The 22,398-nt window shown below is 61.5% G+C and carries 22 protein-coding genes; 17 read left to right on the top strand and 5 right to left on the bottom strand.

Annotated elements, in window-relative coordinates; genetic code table 11:
- Nucleotides 1–44: 44 nt before the first annotated feature.
- Nucleotides 45–1,268: a type II and III secretion system protein family protein gene (locus tag GKKCFE_RS17790; protein ID WP_305466492.1), complete on the bottom strand. Its 1,224-nt coding sequence runs from the start codon at nucleotides 1,266–1,268 to the stop codon at nucleotides 45–47.
- Between the two features lie 409 nt (nucleotides 1,269–1,677).
- Nucleotides 1,678–2,316: a LysE family translocator gene (locus GKKCFE_RS17785; RefSeq protein ID WP_445576915.1), complete on the bottom strand. Its 639-nt coding sequence runs from the start codon at nucleotides 2,314–2,316 to the stop codon at nucleotides 1,678–1,680.
- Nucleotides 2,317–2,479: 163 nt separating this feature from the next.
- Between GKKCFE_RS17785 and GKKCFE_RS17780 the strand changes: the two genes are divergently transcribed.
- Nucleotides 2,480–3,436, top strand: a complete 957-nt coding sequence (locus GKKCFE_RS17780; RefSeq protein ID WP_139049453.1) for a LysR family transcriptional regulator — start codon at nucleotides 2,480–2,482, stop codon at nucleotides 3,434–3,436.
- A 30-nt stretch (nucleotides 3,437–3,466) separates the two neighbouring features.
- On the opposite strand, the gene GKKCFE_RS17775 is transcribed toward GKKCFE_RS17780, so the two are convergent.
- Together GKKCFE_RS17775 and GKKCFE_RS17770 are read right to left on the bottom strand one after the other, a co-directional pair.
- Nucleotides 3,467–3,874, bottom strand: a complete 408-nt coding sequence (locus GKKCFE_RS17775; protein ID WP_047228173.1) for a PA2817 family protein — start codon at nucleotides 3,872–3,874, stop codon at nucleotides 3,467–3,469.
- A gap of 88 nt (nucleotides 3,875–3,962) precedes the next feature.
- A complete protein-coding gene (locus GKKCFE_RS17770) occupies nucleotides 3,963–6,410 on the bottom strand; it encodes an acyl-CoA dehydrogenase (protein ID WP_445576914.1) in 2,448 nt (815 codons plus the stop codon).
- 381 nt (nucleotides 6,411–6,791) lie between these two features.
- Between GKKCFE_RS17770 and GKKCFE_RS17765 the strand changes: the two genes are divergently transcribed.
- The 4 genes from GKKCFE_RS17765 (at nucleotide 6,792) to GKKCFE_RS17750 (ending at nucleotide 9,962) form a co-directional block, all read left to right on the top strand.
- On the top strand, nucleotides 6,792–7,451 hold the full coding sequence (locus GKKCFE_RS17765; RefSeq protein WP_445576913.1) for a transglutaminase-like domain-containing protein: 660 nt from the start codon (nucleotides 6,792–6,794) through the stop codon (nucleotides 7,449–7,451).
- 45 nt (nucleotides 7,452–7,496) lie between these two features.
- Entirely contained in the window at nucleotides 7,497–8,120 is a 624-nt protein-coding gene (locus GKKCFE_RS17760; RefSeq protein ID WP_445576912.1) for a glutathione S-transferase family protein, read from the top strand.
- Nucleotides 8,121–8,253: 133 nt separating this feature from the next.
- A complete protein-coding gene (locus GKKCFE_RS17755; protein WP_047228177.1) occupies nucleotides 8,254–9,186 on the top strand; it encodes an ABC transporter ATP-binding protein in 933 nt (310 codons plus the stop codon).
- The gene (locus tag GKKCFE_RS17750; RefSeq protein WP_047228178.1) at nucleotides 9,183–9,962 is read left to right on the top strand and encodes an ABC transporter permease; all 780 of its coding nucleotides are present in this window, start codon (nucleotides 9,183–9,185) and stop codon (nucleotides 9,960–9,962) included. Before GKKCFE_RS17755 ends, GKKCFE_RS17750 begins: the two co-directional genes overlap by 4 nt.
- Nucleotides 9,963–10,063: 101 nt before the next feature.
- Here the strand turns inward: GKKCFE_RS17750 and GKKCFE_RS17745 are convergent, their stop codons facing one another.
- Nucleotides 10,064–10,579 carry a DUF2062 domain-containing protein gene (locus GKKCFE_RS17745; protein ID WP_047228179.1) on the bottom strand — a complete coding sequence of 172 codons (516 nt, stop codon included), beginning with the start codon at nucleotides 10,577–10,579 and terminating at the stop codon, nucleotides 10,064–10,066.
- Nucleotides 10,580–10,724: 145 nt separating this feature from the next.
- Here GKKCFE_RS17745 and GKKCFE_RS17740 point away from each other — a divergent pair, with 145 nt between their 5' ends.
- The 12 genes from GKKCFE_RS17740 to GKKCFE_RS17685 all read left to right on the top strand — a co-directional run bounded on the left by GKKCFE_RS17740 (nucleotide 10,725) and on the right by GKKCFE_RS17685 (nucleotide 22,209).
- Nucleotides 10,725–12,965, top strand: coding sequence for a DNA internalization-related competence protein ComEC/Rec2 (locus GKKCFE_RS17740; protein WP_445576911.1), 2,241 nt, complete (start codon nucleotides 10,725–10,727; stop codon nucleotides 12,963–12,965).
- A 102-nt stretch (nucleotides 12,966–13,067) separates the two neighbouring features.
- On the top strand, nucleotides 13,068–13,703 hold the full coding sequence (locus tag GKKCFE_RS17735) for a MotA/TolQ/ExbB proton channel family protein (protein WP_177513903.1): 636 nt from the start codon (nucleotides 13,068–13,070) through the stop codon (nucleotides 13,701–13,703).
- Nucleotides 13,700–14,128 carry an ExbD/TolR family protein gene (locus GKKCFE_RS17730; RefSeq protein WP_047228182.1) on the top strand — a complete coding sequence of 143 codons (429 nt, stop codon included), beginning with the start codon at nucleotides 13,700–13,702 and terminating at the stop codon, nucleotides 14,126–14,128. The genes GKKCFE_RS17735 and GKKCFE_RS17730 overlap by 4 nt, the downstream gene beginning before the upstream one ends.
- Nucleotides 14,128–15,138, top strand: a complete 1,011-nt coding sequence (gene lpxK, locus GKKCFE_RS17725; RefSeq protein WP_445576910.1) for a tetraacyldisaccharide 4'-kinase — start codon at nucleotides 14,128–14,130, stop codon at nucleotides 15,136–15,138. The genes GKKCFE_RS17730 and lpxK overlap by 1 nt, the downstream gene beginning before the upstream one ends.
- A 23-nt stretch (nucleotides 15,139–15,161) precedes the next feature.
- Nucleotides 15,162–15,347 (top strand): Trm112 family protein, encoded by a 186-nt coding sequence (locus GKKCFE_RS17720; RefSeq protein ID WP_003179363.1) that lies wholly within the window; start codon nucleotides 15,162–15,164, stop codon nucleotides 15,345–15,347.
- Nucleotides 15,344–16,108 (top strand): 3-deoxy-manno-octulosonate cytidylyltransferase, encoded by a 765-nt coding sequence (gene kdsB, locus GKKCFE_RS17715; RefSeq protein WP_445576909.1) that lies wholly within the window; start codon nucleotides 15,344–15,346, stop codon nucleotides 16,106–16,108. The genes GKKCFE_RS17720 and kdsB overlap by 4 nt, the downstream gene beginning before the upstream one ends.
- Entirely contained in the window at nucleotides 16,108–16,572 is a 465-nt protein-coding gene (locus tag GKKCFE_RS17710) for a low molecular weight protein-tyrosine-phosphatase (RefSeq protein WP_445576908.1), read from the top strand. Before kdsB ends, GKKCFE_RS17710 begins: the two co-directional genes overlap by 1 nt.
- Complete coding sequence (gene murB, locus GKKCFE_RS17705) at nucleotides 16,569–17,588, top strand: UDP-N-acetylmuramate dehydrogenase (RefSeq protein WP_047228186.1); 1,020 nt, start codon at nucleotides 16,569–16,571, stop codon at nucleotides 17,586–17,588. The genes GKKCFE_RS17710 and murB overlap by 4 nt, the downstream gene beginning before the upstream one ends.
- A 256-nt stretch (nucleotides 17,589–17,844) precedes the next feature.
- Nucleotides 17,845–18,315, top strand: coding sequence for a (2Fe-2S)-binding protein (locus GKKCFE_RS17700; RefSeq protein ID WP_047228187.1), 471 nt, complete (start codon nucleotides 17,845–17,847; stop codon nucleotides 18,313–18,315).
- Nucleotides 18,312–20,627 (top strand): xanthine dehydrogenase family protein molybdopterin-binding subunit, encoded by a 2,316-nt coding sequence (locus tag GKKCFE_RS17695; protein WP_139049460.1) that lies wholly within the window; start codon nucleotides 18,312–18,314, stop codon nucleotides 20,625–20,627. Before GKKCFE_RS17700 ends, GKKCFE_RS17695 begins: the two co-directional genes overlap by 4 nt.
- A complete protein-coding gene (locus GKKCFE_RS17690; protein WP_047228189.1) occupies nucleotides 20,627–21,598 on the top strand; it encodes an XdhC family protein in 972 nt (323 codons plus the stop codon). The genes GKKCFE_RS17695 and GKKCFE_RS17690 overlap by 1 nt, the downstream gene beginning before the upstream one ends.
- 20 nt (nucleotides 21,599–21,618) lie before the next feature.
- Entirely contained in the window at nucleotides 21,619–22,209 is a 591-nt protein-coding gene (locus GKKCFE_RS17685) for a nucleotidyltransferase family protein (RefSeq protein WP_107322015.1), read from the top strand.
- Nucleotides 22,210–22,398: the final 189 nt, after the last annotated feature.

Raw genomic sequence — 22,398 nt, 5'->3', positions numbered from 1 at the left:
CGTATCAGGTTGAACACGTGGACGCTTGCACTTCAGGCACCGGCTCATTGGGACAGCCCGTTACGGTTGTCGAAATCGCCGTTTTCAAGGAAGTACATGCGGTAGAAATTCGGGTCGTAATTGCGCAGCTGTTCGCCCGGCAACGTCGGCAGTTGTGCGTCGGCGGCCAACGGTTGGACCAAGTGCGGCGTGACGATCATCAGCAGCTCGCGTTCTTCGCGATTGATGGAGTTATCGCGAAAGAACGCACCGAGAATCGGAACATCGCCCAACCCCGGTAATTTGTTCACCTGAGAGGCATTACGTGTGCTGATCAGGCCGCTGATGACAAAGCTTTCGCCATCGGCCAGGGCAATACTGGTATCGGTACGGCGTACGGTGAGCGCCGGAACCAGCGTGCCAGCGATGTTCACCGCGTTGGTGAAATCCAGTTCACTGACTTCCGGTGCGACCTTGAGCATGATGCGGTTGGTTCCGACGACGGTGGGCGTCAAGGTCAGACGGATACCGAATTCCTTGTACTCGATGGACACGTTGTCGCTGCCGGCACTGGGCACCGGGATCGGCACTTCGCCGCCGGCCAGGAAGCTCGCGCTCTGCCCGCTCAGGGCCACCAGGCTCGGCCGCGCCAGGGTGTAGGCAAAGCCACTGCCTTCCAGCGCATTGATCATCAGCAGGGTTTGTCCGGTGGCAAAGGACAGGTTGAACATGTCGTTGTTGACCGGCAATGAAGGCCGCACCACGCCACCGATGGTGGGCAGGGTTCTCGGCGCGCCGAACAGGAAGTTGCCACGGCTGCCGAAAATAGAGGTTGAAGCTTCCTTGAGCTTGGTCCGACTGACTTCGACGAAACGGATGTCAGTCTGCACCTGGGCAAGCAGCATGGGGTCTTCGGAGGGTACGCTCGCGGCGCTGGTCAGTGCCGAGGTGGCTCTGCCTTTGACGAAGATCATGCTCTGGCGGGGGATTTTTGAGCAGGCCGTCCAGACCATCAGGCTGGTGGCGCCGGGCGCCAGGCCCGTAAGAATGAAGGCATCGCTGCCGCTGGGTTGCACGTCGGCAATTTTCGGGTCGCCCACTGCCAGCTTCGTTACGGGGGCCAGGATACGCAATTCGTTCTGAAGCCCTTGGCCAACCTCGAAGGTCGCCGGCAAATTGTCCAGCTGAGCACAATTTGCCGTTGCGGCCTGGGCCGCTTCCAGGCCAAGGCCCATCCAGAACAGACCATGGATCAAGTGCTTTAAAGCGGGCGGGGTACGATAGCTCATGAAGTGATCCTCGACAGAGAGGCCGTCCCTAGGCTTAACAAATGCCTCGGATCACTTAAGGGGCCCGGGCTGCCCCTTGTATTGCACCAGACCATTGAGCGGCGGCGGTGAGCGCCTCGTCGCTTCAAGCGAGCGAGCGCATCCCACCGGCCTGACTGAATGGCAGGCAGCTTTCGAAAAAACTGTTTGAGCCCCGCGATACCGGGGTGACGAGCAGGGGTGACCGGTGTTGATCGGGTCGCCCTAGGGGGTGATTTATTCACCGCCGTGCCCGCTTCTTTTTGAAGGTAGTTCATGCATGGCAAAGCGCCACGCCATAAACAAAAAAAACGACTAAAAAGTGACGGGAGGGAAATTCTCGGCAAAGTCGCCGTCAATAATTTGTCTTTTGTGCGATTTCGGGACGTATTTACAGCGAAAGGATCAACCGCCCGGCAAACAGAATCAGGATGACGCCCATGGTCCGTTCGAACCAATGACCCATGCGCATGAACACTTCCCGTACCCGGGCGCTGGAAAAAAACAACGCGATGACGACAAACCACAAAGCATTCACCAGGCACATCCAAACCCCGTACAACGCCTGGATCTGCAGCGGTGTGGTGGTGCTGATCAGGGTGGTGAAGATGGCCAGGAAAAACAGCGTGGCTTTCGGGTTGGTGGCGTTGGTCAGAAACCCGGTGACAAACGCTTTGAATGGCGTTTGCCGAGCAGCGTTTTGAGCGATGGGGTGTTCACCTTCAAGCGTGGATTTGGGTCTGCTGCGCAGCAGGCTGACGCCCAGGTAAAGAATGTAGGCACCGCCCACCACCTTGGCGACCATCAGTAACCAGGGGAAGGTGTGCATCAGCGCACCCACCCCGAGCAAGGTGTAGATCACATGCACCGAGATACCGGCGCCTATGCCCAACGCTGTGCAGATCCCGATCCAGCGGCCAAAACGGACGCTTTGGCGGATCGTCACGGCGAAATCAGGGCCGGGTGCGACCACCGCAAGAAAATGAACGGTGGCCAGGGCCAGGAATTCGCCCAGGTAGCTCGATAGCATTTCAACTCCGAACGGTCAGGGGCGAGGCATCGCGGCGCTAACCGATTAAAAAGAGAAAAGGCTCAGGTGCAGATATTTCATACCCGCATCGGAATGTGTGCGGGATTATAAGTTGTGTGTAAATTGATGATAATCCGTTCAAATTTCACAGGGCTTTTGCTCCATGAGCACAAATCAATCACTGGCCTTACTCGCCGAAATGGCCATTTTCGTCAAGGTCGTGGAGACCGGCAGTTTCTCCGAAGCGGCCAGGCAATCAGGCGTGTCACCGTCGGCTGTTAGCCGAAGCATCTCGCGTCTGGAAAAAGCCTTGGCGACCCGATTGCTGCAACGCACCACCCGCAAGCTGCGCTTGAGCGATGGCGGAGAAGAAGTGTTCAAGCGTTGTCGGGAAATGGTCGCCGCCGCCCGATCGGTGATGGAAATCAGTGGCCAGTTCGCCCATGAAGCCGAGGGGCGGATCCGAGTCAGCGTGCCCAAGGCGGTGGGGCGCTTTGTCATTCATCCCCACATAGCCGAATTCTTGCGTCGTTACCCCAAGGTCGATGTGGAGTTACTGCTGGAGGATCGACAGGTCGATCTGATCGACGATCACGTTGACCTGGCGCTGCGGATCACCGACCAGCCGCCGGTCGGGCTGGTGGGACGTCAGTTGTTGACCATTGACCACCTGCTCTGCGCAACGCCGCGCTACCTGGCCGAACACGGCATCCCCGAGCATCCCCACGACCTGCTGGAGCACAGTTGTATCTACCTGGGAGAAACCCCACACGACGCTCGCTGGAAATTCAAGAAAGGCACCAAGTCCGTCCATGTGGGCGTGCGCGGACGTTATGCTGCCAATCATACGGGCGTGCGGCTGGAGGCTGTCTTGCAGCACATTGGCATCGGCAGCTTGCCGTACTTCACCGCCCGTCATGCGCTGGAGCAAGGCTTGATCGTGCAGGTGCTGGCGGATTGGACGTTCCTGGCCTCTTACCAGGGTGGTTTGTGGCTGCTGCATTCGCCCACCCGTTACCTGCCGCCGAAGTTGCGGGTGTTCATTGATTATCTGGTGGAGTGCCTGGAGAAGGAGCCCACTTTGAACAAGGCGGGCCACAAAAAAGGCCCGCCGGATTAACCGTGCGGGCCTTTGCATGACTGATCGCAATCAGTGCTTGCTGTCCTGATCCGACATCGCCAGCAATTGCTTTTCCTGGTTCCAGTCGAAGGGTTCGTCATTTTGCTCGGCTTCGAAACGACGTTCTTCCAGAGCCTGGTACAAGGCGATTTCTTCGTCGGGCATGTAATGCAGGCAGTCACCGGCGAAGTACCACAACAGGTCACGAGGCACCAGGTGGGCGATCTGTGGATAACGGACGATGACCTGGCACATCAGGTCCTGGCCCAGGTACTGGCTTTCGATCGGATCAACGGGCAACTGCGCGCGCAATTCGTCGAAGCGCTCCAGAAACAGGGCATGGCTTTCTTCGGGAACCTGGTCTGCCTCACCCACGGCGACCAGGATGCTGCGCAAGTGGTCAAGCAAGACAAGGTGATCGGCAACGACGTTGGACACGAGATAAGTCCTCAAGAGCAAAACGGGCGCAGGAGTATAAAGCGCTTGCGCCCGTTTTTACATGGCACAGAGCACAGGGTCGACAGGATCAGCGGACCTTGTCCTCGGCGAGCGTGAGTTCCTCCTTGTCGAAATCATCCACGTCGATCACTTTACGTCGGGCCGCTTCGGCCTCTCGCAGGGTCTGGGCTTCGCCGGCCTGTAGCACGCCGGCTTCAAGGGCTGCGTCGATGACCTGTTCGCCTGGAGCGGGGTTGAGCTGACCCTGTTTGAGCGCGCCGTGCATTTTCTTGTGCAGCGGATGAGCCGCGGCCAGCAGGTCGCAAGCGTGCTGCAGCGCACCCACCGGATCGTCGACCGATTGCGGGCGATAGCAACCCTGCAGCAGCTCCTCGAGGGTCGGGTCGCCCTTGACCCGGCCGATCACTGCAGCCACTTCAGCGTCCAGCCTGTCGCTCGGACCTTTGTGGCGACGACCGAAGGGGAATACCAGCACGCGTAACAGGCCACCCAGCACCCGGTTCGGGAAGTTGTCCAGCAGTTCGTCCAGGGCCCGCTCAGCCTGGCCCAGGCTTTCTTCCATGGCCCAGGTGAACAGCGGTTCCATATGGTCCGGCGAGTCCAGGTCGTGGTAGCGCTTGAGCGCGGCGGAGGCGAGGTAGAGGTTGCTCAATACATCCCCAAGGCGCGCCGACAAGCGTTCGCGACGTTTGAGTTCACCGCCCAGCAGCATCATGCTCAGGTCCGCCAGCAGGGCGAATGCCGCCGCCTGCCGGTTGAGGGCGCGGAAATAACCCTGGCTCAAGGCGTTGCCGGGGGCTCTTTCGAAACGCCCCAGGCCCAGGTTCAGCACCAGGGTGCTGGCGGCGTTGCTGATGGCAAAACCGATGTGTTTGAGTAGCAACCCGTCGAATTCGATCAGCGCCTGGTCTTTGTCTTCACGCGTGGCCAAGGCCATTTCCTTGAGCACGAACGGATGGCAGCGAATCGCACCCTGGCCGAAGATCATCAGGTTACGTGACAGGATATTTGCGCCTTCGACCGTGATGAAGATCGGTGCACCTTGCCAACTACGCCCCAGGTAGTTGTTGGGCCCCATGATGATGCCCTTGCCGCCGTGTACGTCCATGGCGTGGCTGATGCATTCGCGACCGCGCTCGGTCAGGTGGTATTTGAGGATGGCCGACAGCACCGAAGGTTTTTCTCCCAGGTCCACCGCGTTGGCGGTCAGCATACGGGCGGCGTCCATCATCCAGGCGTTGCCACCGATACGGGCCATGGCCTCCTGAATACCTTCAAAGGCCGACAATGGCACGTTGAACTGCTCGCGTACCTGGGTGTACTGGCCGGTCACCAGGCTGGTGAACTTCGCCGCCCCGGTGCCCACAGCCGGCAGGGAAATCGACCGACCGACCGACAGGCAGTTCATCAGCATCATCCAGCCCTTGCCGAGCATGGGCTGGCCGCCGATGAGAAAGTCCAGCGGGATGAACACGTCCTTGCCCCAGTTCGGTCCGTTCATGAAAGCGGCGCCAAGGGGCAGGTGACGACGGCCGATATTGACGCCAGGGGTGTCGGTGGGAATCAGGGCGAGGCTGATGCCCAGGTCTTCTTCATCCCCCAGCAGGTGATCGGGGTCATAGGCCTTGAAGGCCAGGCCGAGGAGGGTGGCCACCGGTCCCAAGGTGATGTAGCGCTTTTCCCAGTTCAGGCGCAGGCCCAGGGTTTCCTGACCTTCCCATTCGCCCTTGCAGATGATGCCGGTGTCGGGCATCGCCCCGGCGTCGGAGCCAGCCAGTGGCCCGGTCAGGGCGAAGCAGGGAATATCGTCGCCACGGGCCAGCCGTGGCAGGTAGTGGTTGCGTTGTTCGTCGGTGCCGTAGTGCAGCAACAGTTCGGCCGGGCCGAGGGAGTTGGGGACCATCACGGTGGAAGCCAGATCGCCGCTACGGGTGGCCAGTTTCATCGCCACCTGGGAGTGGGCATAGGCGGAGAAGCCCTTGCCTCCATATTCCTTGGGAATGATCAGCGCAAAGAACCCGTGCTCCTTGATATGTGCCCAGGCGGCGGGTGGCAGGTCCATGGCCTGACCGATCTGCCAGTCGCTGACCATGGCGCAGAGTTCTTCGGTGGGGCCGTCGAGGAAAGCCTGTTCCTCCTCGGTCAGTTGCACCTTGGGATAGGCCAGCAGCGTGTCCCAGTCCGGCCGGCCACTGAACAGTTCACCGTCCCACCACACCGTACCGGCGTCGATGGCGTCGCGCTCGGTTTCTGACATGGGAGGCAGGGTCTTCTGGAACCAGTTGAACATCGGCGCGCTGAAATACTTGCGGCGCAGGTCCGGCAGCAGCAGTGGAGCCGCGACGGCGGCGAGCGCGATCCAGAAGATCAGCATCAGCCAACCGGGAGCGGGGCTGAACAGGCTCATGGCCAGCAGGTAGGCTGCGATGATGCCCAGCGCGGGCAGCGGGGCGGTACGCCGATGCGCCAGCCAGGCTTTCCCGACAACCAGAACCAGTATCCACAACAACAGCATATGTAATCCTCCGTGAACCAGGGCAAAACCGACCCTCAGAGCTTAGACGGCATCTGCAAAACCGGCGGTCGGCGCGATGTGATTGATTTCGTGGGAAACCCTGGATGCATTGCGCCAGTCTGGTTGGCAACATCCGTGGGAAATCGTTCGTTAACAAAGTGAGAAAGCGCCATTGTTTGGCGTAAACGCCGTTATTGCCGAGGGTGGGCTTTGGATAGACTCGAAGCAAGCCCTATAGGCGCTGCCGAAGGAGCAGGCCGCGTTCGGACGATCTTTTGATCTGTCTGTTTTCTCTCAGGGCTCAATGGTCCGGGAAAGATCGCCGCCTCGTTGCACTCGGCAGCTCCTACGGACGCAGGCGTTTTCCGTGAGGTCTTGACCATGCAGCAATACCTGAACCCCAGCCGCTTCATCGACAGCGATCACCCTGCGGTCATCGAGTTCGCCGAAACTCATCGCGGCACTGATCGCGACCCGCAGGCACAAGCAATCAGCCTGTATTACGCGGTACGCGAGGCCGTGCGCTACAACCCCTATACCTTCAGCCGCGATCCGCAGACCCTGCGTGGCAGTTACGCACTGGCCTGCGGTGAAAGCTATTGCGTGCCCAAGGCGACCTTGCTGGCCGGCTGCGCCCGCCATTGTGGTATCCCGGCGCGCATCGGCCTGGCGGATGTGCGTAATCACTTGTCCACTGCACGCCTGCTGGAGTTGCTCAAGAGTGACGTGTTCGCCATGCACGGTTATACCGAGTTCTATCTGAACGAGCGCTGGGTCAAGGCCACGCCGGCCTTCAATCAAGGCTTGTGTGAGTTGTTCGATGTGGCCCCCCTGGAATTCGATGGCCGCGAGGACAGCGTTTTCCACCCGTTCAATCGACAGGGCGCCAAGCTGATGGAGTACGTCACCGACCACGGCCAATTCGCCGATGTGCCCGAAGCGTTCTTCTTCGAGCACCTGGAAAAATGCTACCCGCACCTGTTCGGCGAGCAACTGCCGCCCCTGCTTGGCGACATGCAGGACGATTTGAGTCGCGGCTGATCCGGCGTATGCTGCTGCGGCATTTATTCATCGGAGCAAGCCGTGATGCTGAAGATCTGGGGTCGGAAAAACTCATCGAATGTGCGCAAGGCGCTGTGGTGCGCCGAGGAGCTGGGGCTGGCCTACGAGGCCATCGACGCAGGGGGTGCGTTCGGCGTGGTGGACACGCCCGAGTATCGCGCCAAGAACCCCAACGGCCGTGTCCCGATGATCGAAGATGACGGTTTCGTGCTCTGGGAGTCCAACACCATCGTGCGTTATCTGGCGTCTCGCCATGCTCCGGGTTCGGCCTGGTATCCGGCAGACCCCCAGGCTCGCGCCAGGGCTGAAAAATGGATGGACTGGACCACCTCCTCGTTTGCCGATCCGTTTCGCACCGTGTTCTGGGGCGTCTTGCGCACTCCCGCCGAGCAGCAGGACTGGGCGGCCATCCATGCGGCGATCAAGGTCTGCGATGGTTTGTTGGCGATGGCGGACCAGACGTTGAGCGAGCAACCCTACCTCTCCGGGGATGAAATCGGCATGGGCGATATTCCCTTGGGCAGTTTCATTTATGCCTGGTTCGAGATGCCCCTCGAGCGGGCTGCGCTGCCTCATCTACAGGCCTGGTACGCCCGGCTGCAGCAGCGTCCGGCGTATCGCAAGGCGGTCATGACCGCGTTGACTTAATACTTACTATCGACACGCTTGACTGTACTTGTGCGGCGACGCCACGCACCATTGCCTTCGTGCGCCGTGGTTGTATTGCTCGCCGTGCGCCCTTATCTAATTGTTTCTTCCCCTTCTTGGTGCGTAATCCGATATGAGTTCCGCTCTGTCCATCCGGCAGCTAACCAAAACCTACGGCAACGGTTTCCAGGCCTTGAGTGGTATCGATCTGGACGTTGCCGAAGGTGATTTTTTCGCCTTGCTCGGCCCCAATGGAGCCGGTAAATCCACCACCATCGGCATTCTTTCAACCCTGGTGAACAAAACCAGCGGTACGGTGAATATCTTCGGTCATGATCTGGACCGTGAGCCCGCCGCTCTCAAGCGCTGCATCGGCGTGGTGCCTCAGGAGTTCAATTTCAACCAGTTCGAAAAGACCTTCGACATCGTCGTGACCCAGGCGGGTTACTACGGTATCCCGCCGAAGATCGCCAATGAGCGCGCCGAGAAGTATCTGACTCAACTGGGTTTGTGGGACAAGCGTGATGTGCCGTCCCGTTCATTGTCCGGCGGCATGAAGCGGCGCCTGATGATTGCCCGTGCCCTGGTCCATGAGCCGCGCCTGCTGATTCTCGACGAGCCGACCGCGGGCGTCGACATCGAGTTGCGTCGGTCGATGTGGACCTTTCTGACCGAGCTGAACCAGAAAGGCATCACCATCATCCTCACCACCCATTACCTGGAAGAGGCCGAGCAGCTGTGCCGCAACATCGGCATCATCGACCACGGCACCATCGTCGAGAACACCAGCATGCGACAGTTGCTCAGCCAACTGCATGTGGAGACGTTCCTGCTGGACCTGAAGAACGATCTGAAGGCCGCGCCGCAACTGATCGGCTATCCGGCCCGGCTGGTGGACCACCACACGCTGGAAGTCCAGGTGGATAAAACCGTCGGTATTACCGGCTTGTTCTCCCAACTGGCGCTGCAAAACATTGAAGTGCAGAGCCTGCGCAACAAAACCAATCGCCTCGAGGAGTTGTTCGTGTCTCTGGTGGAGAAAAATCTGGCGAAGGTGGCTGTATGAGTTCCGAACTGCGACCCAACCTCATCGCCCTCAATACCATCGTTTATCGCGAAGTCCGACGCTTCATGCGGATCTGGCCGCAGACCCTGCTGCCGCCGGCCATCACCATGGTTTTGTACTTCGTGATTTTCGGCAACCTGATCGGTCGGCAGATCGGCGACATGGGTGGCTTCACGTACATGGACTACATCGTACCGGGGCTGATCATGATGTCGGTGATCACCAACTCCTACGGTAACGTGGTCTCGAGTTTCTTCGGCAGCAAGTTCCAGCGCTCGATCGAGGAACTGATGGTCTCGCCGGTTTCGCCCCATACGATCCTGATCGGCTACACCCTGGGCGGTGTATTGCGCGGGTTGGCGGTGGGCTTGATCGTGACCTTGCTGTCACTGTTCTTCACCGATCTGCAAGTGCACCATTTGGGCGTGACGATATTGGTGGTGGTGTTCACCGCCACGATCTTTTCGCTGCTGGGGTTCATCAATGCCGTGTTTGCGCGCAACTTCGATGACATTTCCATCATCCCGACGTTCGTGCTCACGCCACTGACTTACCTGGGCGGAGTGTTCTACTCGATTTCCCTGCTGCCACCGTTCTGGCAGACCGTGTCCCTGGCCAACCCGGTGCTGCACATGGTCAACGCGTTCCGCTACGGCATCCTTGGGGTGTCGGACATCCGGATCAGCGTCGCGATCACCTTCATGCTGGTGGCAACCGTGGTGCTCTATGTGGGATGTGCACGGCTGTTGGTCAGTGGGCGAGGGATGCGTACTTAGAACTCGGCAGGTGTGCTGACTGGTATACCGCTATCGCGAGCAGGCTCGCTCTCACATCGAAATGCAAAAAGGCCTCCATTCACTGGAGGCCTTTTTGCATTTCACATCCGGCTTTTCTTGCGCCGTTTCCATTGCCGCGCCACCCACCAGCGCCAATAGATCATGGTCATGAAATAGGCGAGGGCGCCGAGCACTAGGCCCGTCACCACCGACCCCAGCAAAAACGGCTGCCACAAGGTAGACAACTGGGTGGTGATCCATTCCCAGGTCAGTTCATCCGGTAACGTGCGGGCAGGCACATCCATCAACCAGGCCCCGGTCTGGTAGGTGCAGAAAAACACGGCGGGCATGGTGATGGGGTTGGTCAGCCAGACCAGGCTCACCGCAATCGGTATGTTGCCGCGTACGGTGATGGCCAGTGCCGCGGCCAGCAGCATCTGCAAAGGAATCGGCAAAAAGGCAGCGAACAGACCAACGGCCATGGCGCGTGCCACGGAGTGTCGATTGAGGTGCCAAAGGTTGGGGTCGTGCAGCAAGGAACCGAGAAAACGTAAGGACTTATGTTCCCGAATACTCGCTGGGTCAGGCATGTAACGTTTGAAAAGGCGCCGGGGCATAAGGCTTCTCGGTCGGTTCAAAGCGGTGAGGCCGCAAGTATGTCCGCATTCTACGGCTGACTGATTCAGACTTTGTGACAATTGTTAACGCGCACCGTGCCGTAGACCGACTATGCCTGAAGAGAAGACTCTCAAGGACAGGCTTATGCGCACAGGGATGGTCGCGCTTGCACTCGGGCTGCTGACCCCGGTTTTTTGCCCGGCGCTGCCGCCGCTGTGGCTGATTGCGGTCATGCCTGTGCTGGCGCTGATGGTTTTGCCGTTTCGAACTCATCCGCTGGGTTTTTTCCTGATCGGGCTGGCTTGGGCGTGTCTGTCGGCGCAACTGGCCATGGACGATCGGTTGCCTGCCGCGCTGGATGGAGAAACCCGCTGGCTCGAAGGGCGCGTCGTCGGTTTACCGCAATATAACGAAGGTGTGGTGCGCTTTGAACTGGCCGATGCCCATTCCCGCCGCACACGGCTGCCGTCGTCGATGCGCCTGGCCTGGTTCGGTGGACCGCCTGTGAGCAGCGGCGAACGTTGGCGATTGGCGGTAAAGCTCAAACGCCCCACCGGGCTACTGAACCCCAATGGCTTCGATTACCAGGCCTGGCTGTTGAGCCGCGGCATCGGCGCGACTGGCACGGTCAAGGACGGTCATCTCCGGCAACCTGCCCAAGGTGCCTGGCGTGACGGCGTGCGTCAGGCGCTGGCGCAAGTCGACGCCCAGGGCCGCTCCGGGGCGCTGGCGGCATTGGTCCTGGGGGACGGCGCCGGGCTGAGTCGTGATGACTGGCAGGTACTGCAAGACACCGGTACGGTCCATCTGCTGGTGATCTCCGGGCAGCACATCGGCCTGCTTGCCGCACTGGTGTACCTGCTGGTGGCAGGTGCGGCGCGCTATGGCATGTGGCCGGTGCGTCTGCCGTGGCTACCTTGGGCCTGCGCGCTGGCCTTTATCGCAGCCTTGGGTTATGGCTTGCTCGCCGGCTTCGAGGTGCCGGTGCGGCGCGCTTGCGCGATGATCGGCCTGGTGCTGCTGTGGCGTTTGCGTTACCGGCATCCGGACCCCTGGTGGGCGTGGCTGCTGGCTTTCAATGGGGTGCTGGTGTTCGATCCATTGGCCAGCCTGCGGCCAGGGTTCTGGCTGTCGTTCGTCGCGGTGGCGATCCTGATGTTTACTTTCGGCGCACGCTTGGGGCCCTGGCGCTGGTGGCAAACCTGGACCCGTGCCCAATGGCTGGTGGCAGTCGGACTGTGCCCGATCCTGTTGATATTGGGTTTGCCGATCAGCCTCAGCGGGCCTCTGGTGAACCTGGTGGCGGTGCCTTGGGTCAGCCTGCTGGTGTTGCCGCTGGCGCTGCTCGGTACGGCGTTGTTGCCGGTGCCGTTCGTGGGCGAAGGGCTGCTTTGGATCGCCGGCGGGTTGCTCGATCTGCTCTTCAAGGGGTTGGCGCTGGTGGCCGGACGAATACCCGCATGGGTGCCTGCGGCTATCCCCCTGTGGGTGTGGTGCATGGCCGCTCTGGGGGCTTTGTTACTGTTGCTGCCCAAAGGCGTGCCACTGCGGGTACTGGGATGGCCCATGGTGCTGCTGGTGGTTTTCCCTCCGAGGGAGGATGTGCCCCCGGGGCAAGCCGAAATCTGGCAACTGGACGTGGGCCAAGGGTTGGCGGTGCTGGTACGCACCCGTCACCATGCCTTGCTTTACGACGCGGGGCCGCGCTTTGGCGAGGCCGACGCGGGTGAGCGCGTGGTGCTGCCGACCCTGCGCAAGCTGGGCGTCGCCGGGTTGGACCTGATGCTGCTCAGCCATGCCGACGCCGATCATGCCGGCGGCGCCCAAGCGGTGCGCAATGGCTTGCCAACGGTCCGGGTGGTCAGTGGCGACCCCGCCGCGTTGCCTGCCACCCTGCAGGCAGAGGCGTGCGACAGTGGCGCGCGCTGGGAGTGGGACGGGGTCAGGTTCGAGCTGTGGCAATGGTCATCTGCCCTTGAAAGCAATCAGAGATCCTGCGTTCTGCTGGTCGAGGCCGGCGGTGAGCGGTTGTTGCTCACCGGCGACATCGATAGCCATGCCGAGCGCGCGTTGCTCGACGGGCCCCTGGCAGTGCCGGTCCAGTGGCTGGCGGCGCCCCATCACGGTAGCCGCAGTTCATCCTCGATGTTGCTGTTGTCGCGGCTCAAGCCCCATTCGGTGTTGATCTCCCGCGGCCAGGGCAATGCGTTCGGCCATCCTCATCCGCGGGTGCTGGCTCGCTATCGCCGCTTGGGCATGACGATCTACGACAGTGCCGAACAGGGTGCCATTCGTCTGCAACTGGGGGCTTTCGAAGCACCGCGCCTTCAGGCCGGCCAACGGCGCTACTGGCGCGACCCGCCGTCTGCGGGACCATGGCCGTAACCTTGACCCGGGTCATCCTTGACGACGGTGTTATCGGCGGGGCGGGCCTGCAAGGCGAGTCTGTATGATAAAGTGGCGCACTTTTTCGAGGGGGCTGTCACTGTGTGGGAATTGGTCAAATCCGGCGGCTGGATGATGTTGCCGATCATTCTGAGTTCCATCGTGGCGCTGGGAATCGTTGCCGAACGCCTGTGGACCCTGCGGGCCAGCCGCGTGACCCCGGAGCATTTGCTCGGGCAGGTCTGGGTCTGGATCAAGGACAAGAAACTGAACAAGGACCGGCTCAAGGAGCTGCGGGCCAGCTCACCGCTGGGTGAAATCCTCGCCGCGGGGCTGGCAAATTCCAAGCATGGTCGCGAGATCATGAAGGAATGCATCGAAGAAGCCGCCGCCCGGGTCATCCATGAGCTGGAGCGCTACATCAATGCCCTGGGCACAATTGCCGCCATGGCCCCGTTGCTGGGCCTGTTGGGCACGGTGCTGGGCATGATCGATATTTTCAGTTCGTTCACCGGCGCCGGCATGACCGCCAATGCCTCGGTGCTGGCAGGGGGGATTTCCAAGGCCTTGATCACCACGGCCGCCGGGTTGATGGTGGGGATTCCTTCGGTGTTTTTCCATCGCTTCCTGCAACGGCGCATCGATGAGTTGGTGGTGGGCATGGAGCAGGAGGCCATCAAGCTGGTCGAGGTGGTGCAAGGCGACCGTGACGTGGACCTGGCCGAGGGCAAGAAGTGAAATTCCGCCGCAAACCACGGGAAACCGTCGAGATCAACCTTGCGTCGCTGATTGACGTGGTGTTCATCCTGCTGCTGTTTTTCGTCGTGACCACCACCTTCACCCGGGAAACCCAGCTCAAGGTGGAACTGCCAGAAGCGGTCAGCGGCTCGCCTGCCGAAGACCAGCAACTCAAGAACCTGGAAGTCACGATCAGTGCCGAAGGGACGTTTTCGGTGAACAATCAGTTGCTGCCCAAGAGCGACCTGGCGAGTCTGATCGATGCGCTGCAGAAGGAGTCCGGCGGCGACACCAGCTTGCCGCTGTCCATCAGCGCCGACGGCAAGACCCCACATCAATCCGTCATCACCGCCATGGACGCGGCCGGCAAGCTCGGCTTCAGCCATCTGCGCATGACCACCGTCGAGGCGGCGCCGGCACCCTGATGGCCATGTCTGATCGATTGCTCGCCGCCTGGTACGAAGGTCACCCGGCCCTGACGCTGTTGCGGCCACTGGAGTGGTTGTACCGTCGGGTGGTGATGGGCAAACGCGAGCGTTTTCTGGCGGGCGAGGGTGAGATTTACCAACCGCCCGTGCCGCTGGTGGTCGTGGGGAACATCACGGTTGGCGGCACCGGCAAGACCCCATTGATCCTGTGGATGATTGAGCATTGCCAGCGCCGTGGCCTGCGGGTCGGCGTGGTAAGCCGGGGTTATGGCGCCAAACCACCCCATTTGCCCTGGCGAGTCGAAGCCGGGCAGGGCGCCGACATCGCGGGTGATGAGCCACTGCTGATTGTCCAGCGTAGCGGCGTGCCATTGATGATCGATCCGGATCGCAGCCGGGCGGTCCAGGCGCTGCTGGAGACTCAACCGCTGGACCTGATCCTGTCCGACGACGGCATGCAACATTACCGCCTGGCTCGGGATCTTGAATTGGTGCTGATCGACAACGCCCGCGGCCTGGGCAATCGACGTTGTCTGCCTGCCGGTCCGCTGCGTGAACCCGTGGAGCGTCTGCAATCGGTCGATGCCGTGCTATTCAACGGCGCCAGCGCCGACCGCGAAGACGGCTTTGCCTTCGAGCTGCGACCCACAGCTCTGGTGAACCTGGCCAACGGCGAACGGCGTCCACTGGACCATTTCCCGCCCGGCCAGGCCCTGCATGCCGTGGCCGGGATCGGCAATCCCCGGCGTTTCTTCAACACCCTCGAAACGCTACACTGGCGACCTATACCGCACGGGTTTGCCGACCACGCCCAATACAGCGCCCAGGCATTGAATTTCACGCCGTCGTTGCCGGTGGTCATGACGGAAAAGGACGCGGTCAAATGCCGTGCCTTCGCCGAGCCCCACTGGTGGTACCTGGCGGTGGATGCCGCGCCGTCGCCAGCCTTCGCGGACTGGTTCGATACCCAGTTGATGCGCCTGTTGCCGGATCGGCTTTTGCCTTAAACCATTCATCCAGGGAAATGTTCATGGACACCAAACTGCTCGACATTCTGGCCTGCCCGGTCTGCAAAGGCCCCCTCAAGCTCAGCGCCGACAAAACCGAGCTGATCAGCAAAGGCGCCGGCCTGGCCTATCCGATTCGCGATGGCATCCCGGTGATGCTCGAAAGCGAGGCCCGTACCCTGACCACCGACGAGCGCCTGGATAAATGACCGCAGCCTTTACCGTTGTCATTCCGTCGCGCTTTGCCTCGACGCGCCTGCCCGGCAAACCGTTGCTGTTGATCGCCGGCAAGCCGATGATCCAGCACGTATGGGAACAGGCCTGCAAAAGCAGCGCCCAGCGTGTGGTAGTGGCGACCGACGATGCGCGCATCGTGGAGGCCTGCAAGGGCTTTGGCGCCGAAGTGGTCCTGACTCGCGAGGATCACAACTCCGGAACCGATCGTCTGGCGGAAGTCGCCGCCAAGCTGGGCCTGGAACCCGACGCCATCGTGGTCAATGTGCAGGGCGATGAACCGTTGATCCCGCCCAGTGTGATCGATCAGGTTGCAAACAATCTGGCAGCCCATCCCGAAGCGCGCATGGCCACCCTGGCCGAGCCGATCGAGGATGTGCAAACCCTGTTCAACCCCAACGTGGTCAAGGTCGTCAGCGATCTCAATGGCCTGGCGCTGACCTTCAGCCGCGCCACCTTGCCCTGGGCCCGTGATGCATTTGCGCAAAGTCGGGACGTCATGCCTGACGGCGTGCCGTACCGCCGCCACATCGGCATCTACGCTTACCGCGCCGGTTTCCTCCAGGATTTCGTCGCCTGGGGCCCGTGCTGGCTGGAAAACACCGAATCCCTGGAGCAACTGCGTGCCCTGTGGCACGGCGTGCGAATCCATGTCGCCGATGCGCTGATTGCTCCGCCGACCGGCGTCGACACCGTGGAAGACCTCGAGCGCGTTCGTCGCCTGCTGGAGGCCTGATGCGGGTTCTGTTTGTCTGCCTCGGCAACATCTGCCGATCACCCACCGCCGAAGGCATCCTGCGGCACAAGCTGCGCGAGGCCGGACTGGCCGAGCAGGTGGAAGTCGCCTCCGCCGGCACCGGTGACTGGCACGTCGGCAAGGCCCCGGACAAGCGCAGCCAGGCTGCGGCCCTGCGACGCGGCTATGACCTGTCGGCCCAGCGTGCCCGCCAGGTCTGCCGGGCCGATTTCGCCACTTATGACCTGATCCTGGCGATGGACGGCAGCAACCTGCGCAATCTGAAAGCCCTGCAACCGAGCAATGGCAGGGCCGAACTGGATCTGTTCCTGCGCCGCTACGAGGCTGAACTCGATGACGTGCCGGACCCGTACTACGACGGCGAACAGGGTTTCGAGCAAGTGCTGGACCTGATCGAGCGTGCCACGGACCGCCTGGTGATCGAATTGAAGGGGCGGCTATGACCTTGCAGGTGCGGGCCGGCGTCAGCCTCAAGCCGTTCAACAGCTTTGGCGTGGACGTCACCGCCCGGTTATTCGCCGAAGCCCACAGCGACGCCGATGTCCGCCAGGCGCTGGCCTATGCCAGCGCCAATGACGTGCCGTTGCTGGTGATCGGTGGCGGCAGCAACCTGCTGCTGACCGGTGATATCGACGCGCTGGTGTTGCGCATGGCCAGCCAAGGGATTCGTCTGCTCAGCGATGATGGCGAGCGGGTGCTGATCGAAGCCGAAGCAGGCGAACCGTGGCACCCCTTCGTCCAGTACACGCTGGCGCAAGGCTGGTCGGGGCTGGAGAACCTCAGCCTGATCCCCGGTACGGTGGGGGCCGCACCGATGCAAAACATCGGTGCCTACGGTGTGGAGATCAAGGATGTGTTCGCCGGCCTTACCGCCCTGGATCGGCAAACCGGCGAGCTGCACGATTTCACCCTCGAAGAATGCCGTTTCGCCTACCGCGACAGCCTGTTCAAGCAGCAAGCGGGTCGTTGGCTGATCCTGCGGGTGCGCTTTGCCCTCAGTCGCGCCGCGCATCTGCACCTAGAGTACGGCCCGGTCCGCCAGCGGTTGACCGAACTGGGCATCGAACAGGCGACTCCCTCGGATGTCAGCCGGGCCATCTGCAGCATCCGCAGTGAAAAGCTCCCTGACCCGGCCGTGCTGGGCAATGCCGGCAGTTTCTTCAAGAACCCGCTGGTGCCGGCTTCGCACGTCGCGCAACTCAAGCTTCAATACCCGGATCTGGTGGCTTATCCACAACCCCAAGGGCAGATGAAAATTGCCGCCGGTTGGTTGATCGAGCGGGCCGGCTGGAAGGGCTTTCGCGAAGGCGACGCCGGGGTGCATAAGTTGCAGGCGTTGGTGCTGGTCAACTACGGCTGCGCCACCGGTCCACAATTGCTGGATCTGGCCCTGCGTATCCAGAAAGACATTGCCGAGCGTTTTCAGGTCAATCTGGAAATGGAGCCCAATCGGTACTGAACCTGGCTTTCACCGAGCGCCCTGCACAACCTCGCACAAGGATCATTTGTGCAGGATTGTGCAGGGCGTTTTGCTTAATCCTGGGTTAATTTAGTGAGCTAACGATGCGACCATCGCATCATTGAAGGCCCGGTGCAGACGTCTGCGTGTTTGCACAAGAGAGCCCGATTAGCCTGAGTCAGTCTGCGCCAACCGAACCGTTGTCCAAACGGCAGATTGCTCGACCCCATAATTCGATCACCGTGCGGGCGTGCTCATGATTACCTTGAAACTCAATGGAAAAGATCACCAACTGGATGTGACCGAGGACATGCCGCTGCTGTGGGCTATCCGGGATGTGGCCGGTTACAACGGCACCAAGTTCGGCTGCGGCATGGGCCTGTGTGGCGCCTGTACCATTCACATCGACGGCGCCCCGGCGCGCAGTTGCATCACCCCGATTGGTTCGGTGAAAGGCCAGAACGTCACCACCATCGATGCCCTTCATGTCGACCCGGTCGGGCAAATTGTCCAGAAGGCCTGGCTCGATACCGCCGTGGCCCAGTGCGGCTACTGTCAGGGTGGGCAGATCATGTCCGCGACCGCCTTGCTCAAGACCAATCCCAACCCGAGCGATGAGCAGATCGAAGAGGCCATGGTCGGCAACATCTGCCGTTGCGGCACTTATAACCGGATCAAGACTGCGATCCGCCAGGCTTCCACCCACCTGAAGGAGGCCAAGGCATGAGCCGCTTGCCCAATGATTTTGTGCTGAGCAACCTCAGCCGCCGTGGTTTCCTCAAAGGCGCGAGCGCCACGGGTGTGTTGGTGCTGGCCGCCAGTTGGGGCCTGCCGGACGCTTTTGCCGAGGACAAGAAGTTCGGCGGTGAGGGCATGCCCAATGGTGTGATCGACGACCCGCAGGTGTACGTGAGCATCGCCACCGATGGCAGCGTGACGGTGATCTGCAACCGTTCGGAAATGGGCCAGGGGGTGCGCACCAGCCTGACCATGGTGGTGGCCGATGAACTGGACGCTGACTGGGCGCAGGTCAAGGTGCGGCAGGCACCGGCGGATGAGGTGCGCTTCGGCAACCAGGACACCGATGGCTCGCGCAGTATGCGCCACTGGTACGAACCAATGCGTCGTTGCGGGGCCGCTGCCCGGACCATGCTGGAGCTGGCCGCCGCTGCCCAGTGGAATGTCCCGGCGAGTGAGTGTCGTGCTCAATTGCACAAAGTCGTGCACCAGCCTTCCGGTCGGGAACTGGGGTATGGCGCGTTGGCCGCCGCGGCCAGTGCCTTGCCAGTTCCCGCCCGTGACAGCCTGCGCCTCAAGCAACCTTCGGAGTTTCGCTACATCGGTAAGGAGTCGAGCCGGGCCATCGATGGCGAAGACGTCGTCAACGGTCGTGCCGTGTTCGGGGCTGATGTACATTTCGATGGCATGCTCTATGCCGTCGTGGCTCGCCCGCCAGTCTATGGTGGCAAGGTCAAGCGCGTGGACAGCAGCGCGGCGCTGAAAGTACCGGGCGTGGTCAAGGTGCTGCAGATCGAAGGACGTCCGTTGCCCTCCGAGTTCCAGCCTCTGGGCGGCGTGGCGGTAGTGGCGAAAAACACCTGGGCGGCTATCAAGGGCCGCGAGGCGCTGAAAATCGAGTGGGATGACGGTCCGAATGCCGGCTATGACTCCGTCGCCTATCGCAAGGAACTGGAAGCTGCGGCCCTCAAGCCCGGGAAAGTCTTGCGCAACACTGGTGATCTGGACGACGCGCTGGCCAAGGCTGACGCAACCCTGGAGGCGTCCTATTACCTGCCGCACCTGTCGCAGTCGCCGATGGAGCCGATGGTCGCCGTCGCCCGGTTCAAGGATGGCCAGTGCGAAGCCTGGGCACCGAGCCAGGCGCCGCAGGTCACCCGTGAACGCGTCGCCGAACGGTTGGGGATCCCTTTCGACAAGGTTACCGTGCACATCACGCTGCTGGGCGGTGGTTTCGGGCGTAAGTCCAAGCCCGATTTCGTCCTCGAGGCGGCCGTGTTGGCCAAGGAGTTTCCAGGCCAGGCGGTGCGGGTGCAATGGACCCGCGAAGATGACATCCATCATTCGTATTTCCACACCGTATCGGCCGAATACCTCAAGGCTGGCCTGAACCAGGACGGGATGCCGTCCGGCTGGCTGCATCGCACCGTAGCCCCGAGCATTACCGCACTGTTTGCACCGGGCATGACCCACGAAGCGCCGTTCGAAGTGGGCATGGGCGTGACCAACATGGCCTACGCAATTCCCAACATGCGCCTGGAGAACCCCGAAGCGGTGGCCCATACGAGGGTTGGCTGGTACCGCTCGGTGTCGAATATTCCCCACGGTTTTGCGATTCAGAGTTTCATCGACGAATTGGCCCACAAGGCCGGCCAGGATCCACTGGCGTATCACGTCAAATTGCTTGGCCCGGACCGTAAGATCGATCCGCGCACCTTGAATGAAGAATGGAACTACGGCGAATCCCCCGAGCGTTATCCCATCGATACGGCGCGGATCCGCACCGTGCTGGAAACCGCCGCCAAGGCCGCCGGTTGGGGCCGCAAACTGCCCAAGGGCCGTGGCCTGGGGCTGGCGGTGCACTACAGCTTCGTCACCTATGTGGCGGCAGCGCTGGAGGTGGAGGTCAAGGACGATGGTACGTTGATCGTGCACAAGGCCGATATTGCCGTGGACTGCGGCCCGCAGATCAACCCCGAGCGTATCCGTTCCCAGTTCGAAGGCGCCTGCGTCATGGGCCTGGGCAATGCGGTGGTGGGGGAGATCAGCTTCAAGGACGGCAAGGTCCAGCAAGACAACTTCCACATGTACGAAGTGGCGCGCATGTCCTTGGCTCCCAAGGAGGTCGCGGTGCACTTGGTCACGCCGCCGGGCGAGGTGCCGTTGGGCGGTGTGGGTGAACCGGGTGTGCCGCCGATTGCGCCGGCGCTGTGCAACGCGATTTTCGCCGCCACCGGCAAGCGCATCCGCGAGCTGCCCGTGCGTTATCAGTTGCAGGGCTGGCAGCAGGCCAAAACCTGATGGACAGCGTTGATCTGAACGTCCTGCGCAGCGTGCTTGAGTGGCGCCGCGCCGGGCAGCGGGTGGTGTTGTTCACCGTGGTCCAGACTTGGGGCACGGCGCCGAGGCCGCCGGGGGCGATGCTGGCCCTGCGTGAAGACGGCGTGGTGATTGGCTCGGTATCGGGCGGTTGTGTCGAGGATGACCTGATCGCCCGGCTGCACGACGGGCGTATTCCGGCGGACGGTCCGCCAGTGCAGCTCATCACCTATGGCGTGACTCGTGAGGAGGCGGCGCGCTTCGGCCTGCCGTGCGGCGGCACCTTGCGCCTGACCGAAGAACGGGTCGGCGATCCGCAATGGGTCGCGCAACTGTTGGAACGCTGCGACGGCCATGAGATTGTCGCCCGTGAGCTGACCGTCGCCACAGGCGAAGTGCTGCTGACGCCGGCCAGCAAAACCGACGCGCTGGTATTCGACGGTCAAGTCCTGCGGGCCATCTACGGCCCGCGCTGGCGGCTGCTGTTGATCGGCGCGGGGCAACTGTCGCGTTATGTGGCAGAAATGGCCCGGTTGCTGGATTTCGAGGTGTTGATCTGCGATCCGCGCAAGGAATTTGTCTACGGTTGGGAAGAGCAGCATGGCCGCTTCGTTTCCGGCATGCCCGACGAAGCGGTGTTGAGCATCCAGACCGACGAGCGTACCGCCATTGTCGCCCTGACCCATGATCCACGATTGGACGATATGGCGCTGCTCACGGCCCTGGACTCCAAGGCGTTTTATGTCGGGGCCCTGGGCTCTCGGGTGAACAGCCAGAAGCGCCGGGATAACCTGGCTCAGCTAGGCTTGTCTGCACAGGCTATCGAACGGCTGCATGGGCCGATCGGTTTGCACATCGGCAGCCATACGCCGGCGGAAATTGCCTTGTCTTTGCTGGCTGAAATCGTGGCGATCAAGAATGGCGTCGAGTTGCGTCAGAAAAAGCCGCTGTAATCGGCGGGCGAGGAGACGGGATGACTGAATCGATTGGCGTGATCATTCTCGCGGCAGGATCGGGCAGCCGTTTCCGTCAGGTTGCAGGCCAGGACAAAGATAAGCTGCTGGCCGATTGCACGGGGCGTGACGGCGCTGTCCGATCGGTCATCGAGCAGGTGCTGGTGAACTTGCCGCCTTCTCTGGAAAAACGCGTGCTGGTGACCCGTGAGGACCGTCCACAGGCTATTCGCATGGCCCAGGCTTACGGGTGCGATTTTGTACAACTGGACTCGCCTGGGCTGGGTGACAGTATCGCTGCGGGTGTCCAGGCTTGCCCGGACCTGGATGGCTGGTTGATCGTGCTCGGTGATATGCCGTTCATCCTGCCGTCAAGCATCGAGCAGGTAGTGGCGCAGATCAGCGAAGAGGGCATCAGTGTGCCGGTCCTGGCGGGTGAGTATGGGCATCCCGTGGGGTTTGGTCGTGCGTTTGGCCCGCAATTAATGGCATTGACCGCTGATCGCGGCGCCAAGGGGTTGTTTACCGGGGCGCGGGTGGTCGAGGTGGCAGTGGACGATCCTGGGGTGGTTTGGGATGTGGACGTGCCTGAAGCGCTGATCTTCAAGTAACAGCCGACGCGGATTCCTGTGGGGCAGGCAACATTGATACAAGCCGGGCCGGCGCTATCGCGAGCAGGCTCGCTCCCACATTGAATTTCGATGGTCGCGAAATTTATGCCTGCCGCCAATCTCCTGTGGGAGCGAGCCTGCTCGCGATAGCGCTGCGTCAGCTTGCATCAAGGGTGGACGCCGGGCCAT

It is taken from the genome of Pseudomonas sp. E141, from assembly GCF_052659885.1.
Note: the sequence above shows the minus strand (reverse complement) of the source record. Positions and strands in the feature narration are given on the sequence as shown.

What these genes read in the sequence shown, in the direction of transcription:
- GKKCFE_RS17790 (WP_305466492.1), bottom strand. Translation starts at nt 1,268, where the DNA reads ATGAGCTATCGTACCCCGCCCGCTTTAAAGCACTTGATCCATGGTCTG.
- GKKCFE_RS17785 (WP_445576915.1), bottom strand. Translation starts at nt 2,316, where the DNA reads ATGCTATCGAGCTACCTGGGCGAATTCCTGGCCCTGGCCACCGTTCAT.
- GKKCFE_RS17780 (WP_139049453.1), top strand. Translation starts at nt 2,480, where the DNA reads ATGAGCACAAATCAATCACTGGCCTTACTCGCCGAAATGGCCATTTTC.
- GKKCFE_RS17770 (WP_445576914.1), bottom strand. Translation starts at nt 6,410, where the DNA reads ATGCTGTTGTTGTGGATACTGGTTCTGGTTGTCGGGAAAGCCTGGCTG.
- GKKCFE_RS17765 (WP_445576913.1), top strand. Translation starts at nt 6,792, where the DNA reads ATGCAGCAATACCTGAACCCCAGCCGCTTCATCGACAGCGATCACCCT.
- GKKCFE_RS17760 (WP_445576912.1), top strand. Translation starts at nt 7,497, where the DNA reads ATGCTGAAGATCTGGGGTCGGAAAAACTCATCGAATGTGCGCAAGGCG.
- GKKCFE_RS17755 (WP_047228177.1), top strand. Translation starts at nt 8,254, where the DNA reads ATGAGTTCCGCTCTGTCCATCCGGCAGCTAACCAAAACCTACGGCAAC.
- GKKCFE_RS17750 (WP_047228178.1), top strand. Translation starts at nt 9,183, where the DNA reads ATGAGTTCCGAACTGCGACCCAACCTCATCGCCCTCAATACCATCGTT.
- GKKCFE_RS17745 (WP_047228179.1), bottom strand. Translation starts at nt 10,579, where the DNA reads ATGCCCCGGCGCCTTTTCAAACGTTACATGCCTGACCCAGCGAGTATT.
- GKKCFE_RS17740 (WP_445576911.1), top strand. Translation starts at nt 10,725, where the DNA reads ATGCGCACAGGGATGGTCGCGCTTGCACTCGGGCTGCTGACCCCGGTT.
- lpxK (WP_445576910.1), top strand. Translation starts at nt 14,128, where the DNA reads ATGGCCATGTCTGATCGATTGCTCGCCGCCTGGTACGAAGGTCACCCG.
- GKKCFE_RS17720 (WP_003179363.1), top strand. Translation starts at nt 15,162, where the DNA reads ATGGACACCAAACTGCTCGACATTCTGGCCTGCCCGGTCTGCAAAGGC.
- kdsB (WP_445576909.1), top strand. Translation starts at nt 15,344, where the DNA reads ATGACCGCAGCCTTTACCGTTGTCATTCCGTCGCGCTTTGCCTCGACG.
- GKKCFE_RS17710 (WP_445576908.1), top strand. Translation starts at nt 16,108, where the DNA reads ATGCGGGTTCTGTTTGTCTGCCTCGGCAACATCTGCCGATCACCCACC.
- murB (WP_047228186.1), top strand. Translation starts at nt 16,569, where the DNA reads ATGACCTTGCAGGTGCGGGCCGGCGTCAGCCTCAAGCCGTTCAACAGC.
- GKKCFE_RS17700 (WP_047228187.1), top strand. Translation starts at nt 17,845, where the DNA reads ATGATTACCTTGAAACTCAATGGAAAAGATCACCAACTGGATGTGACC.
- GKKCFE_RS17695 (WP_139049460.1), top strand. Translation starts at nt 18,312, where the DNA reads ATGAGCCGCTTGCCCAATGATTTTGTGCTGAGCAACCTCAGCCGCCGT.
- GKKCFE_RS17690 (WP_047228189.1), top strand. Translation starts at nt 20,627, where the DNA reads ATGGACAGCGTTGATCTGAACGTCCTGCGCAGCGTGCTTGAGTGGCGC.
- GKKCFE_RS17685 (WP_107322015.1), top strand. Translation starts at nt 21,619, where the DNA reads ATGACTGAATCGATTGGCGTGATCATTCTCGCGGCAGGATCGGGCAGC.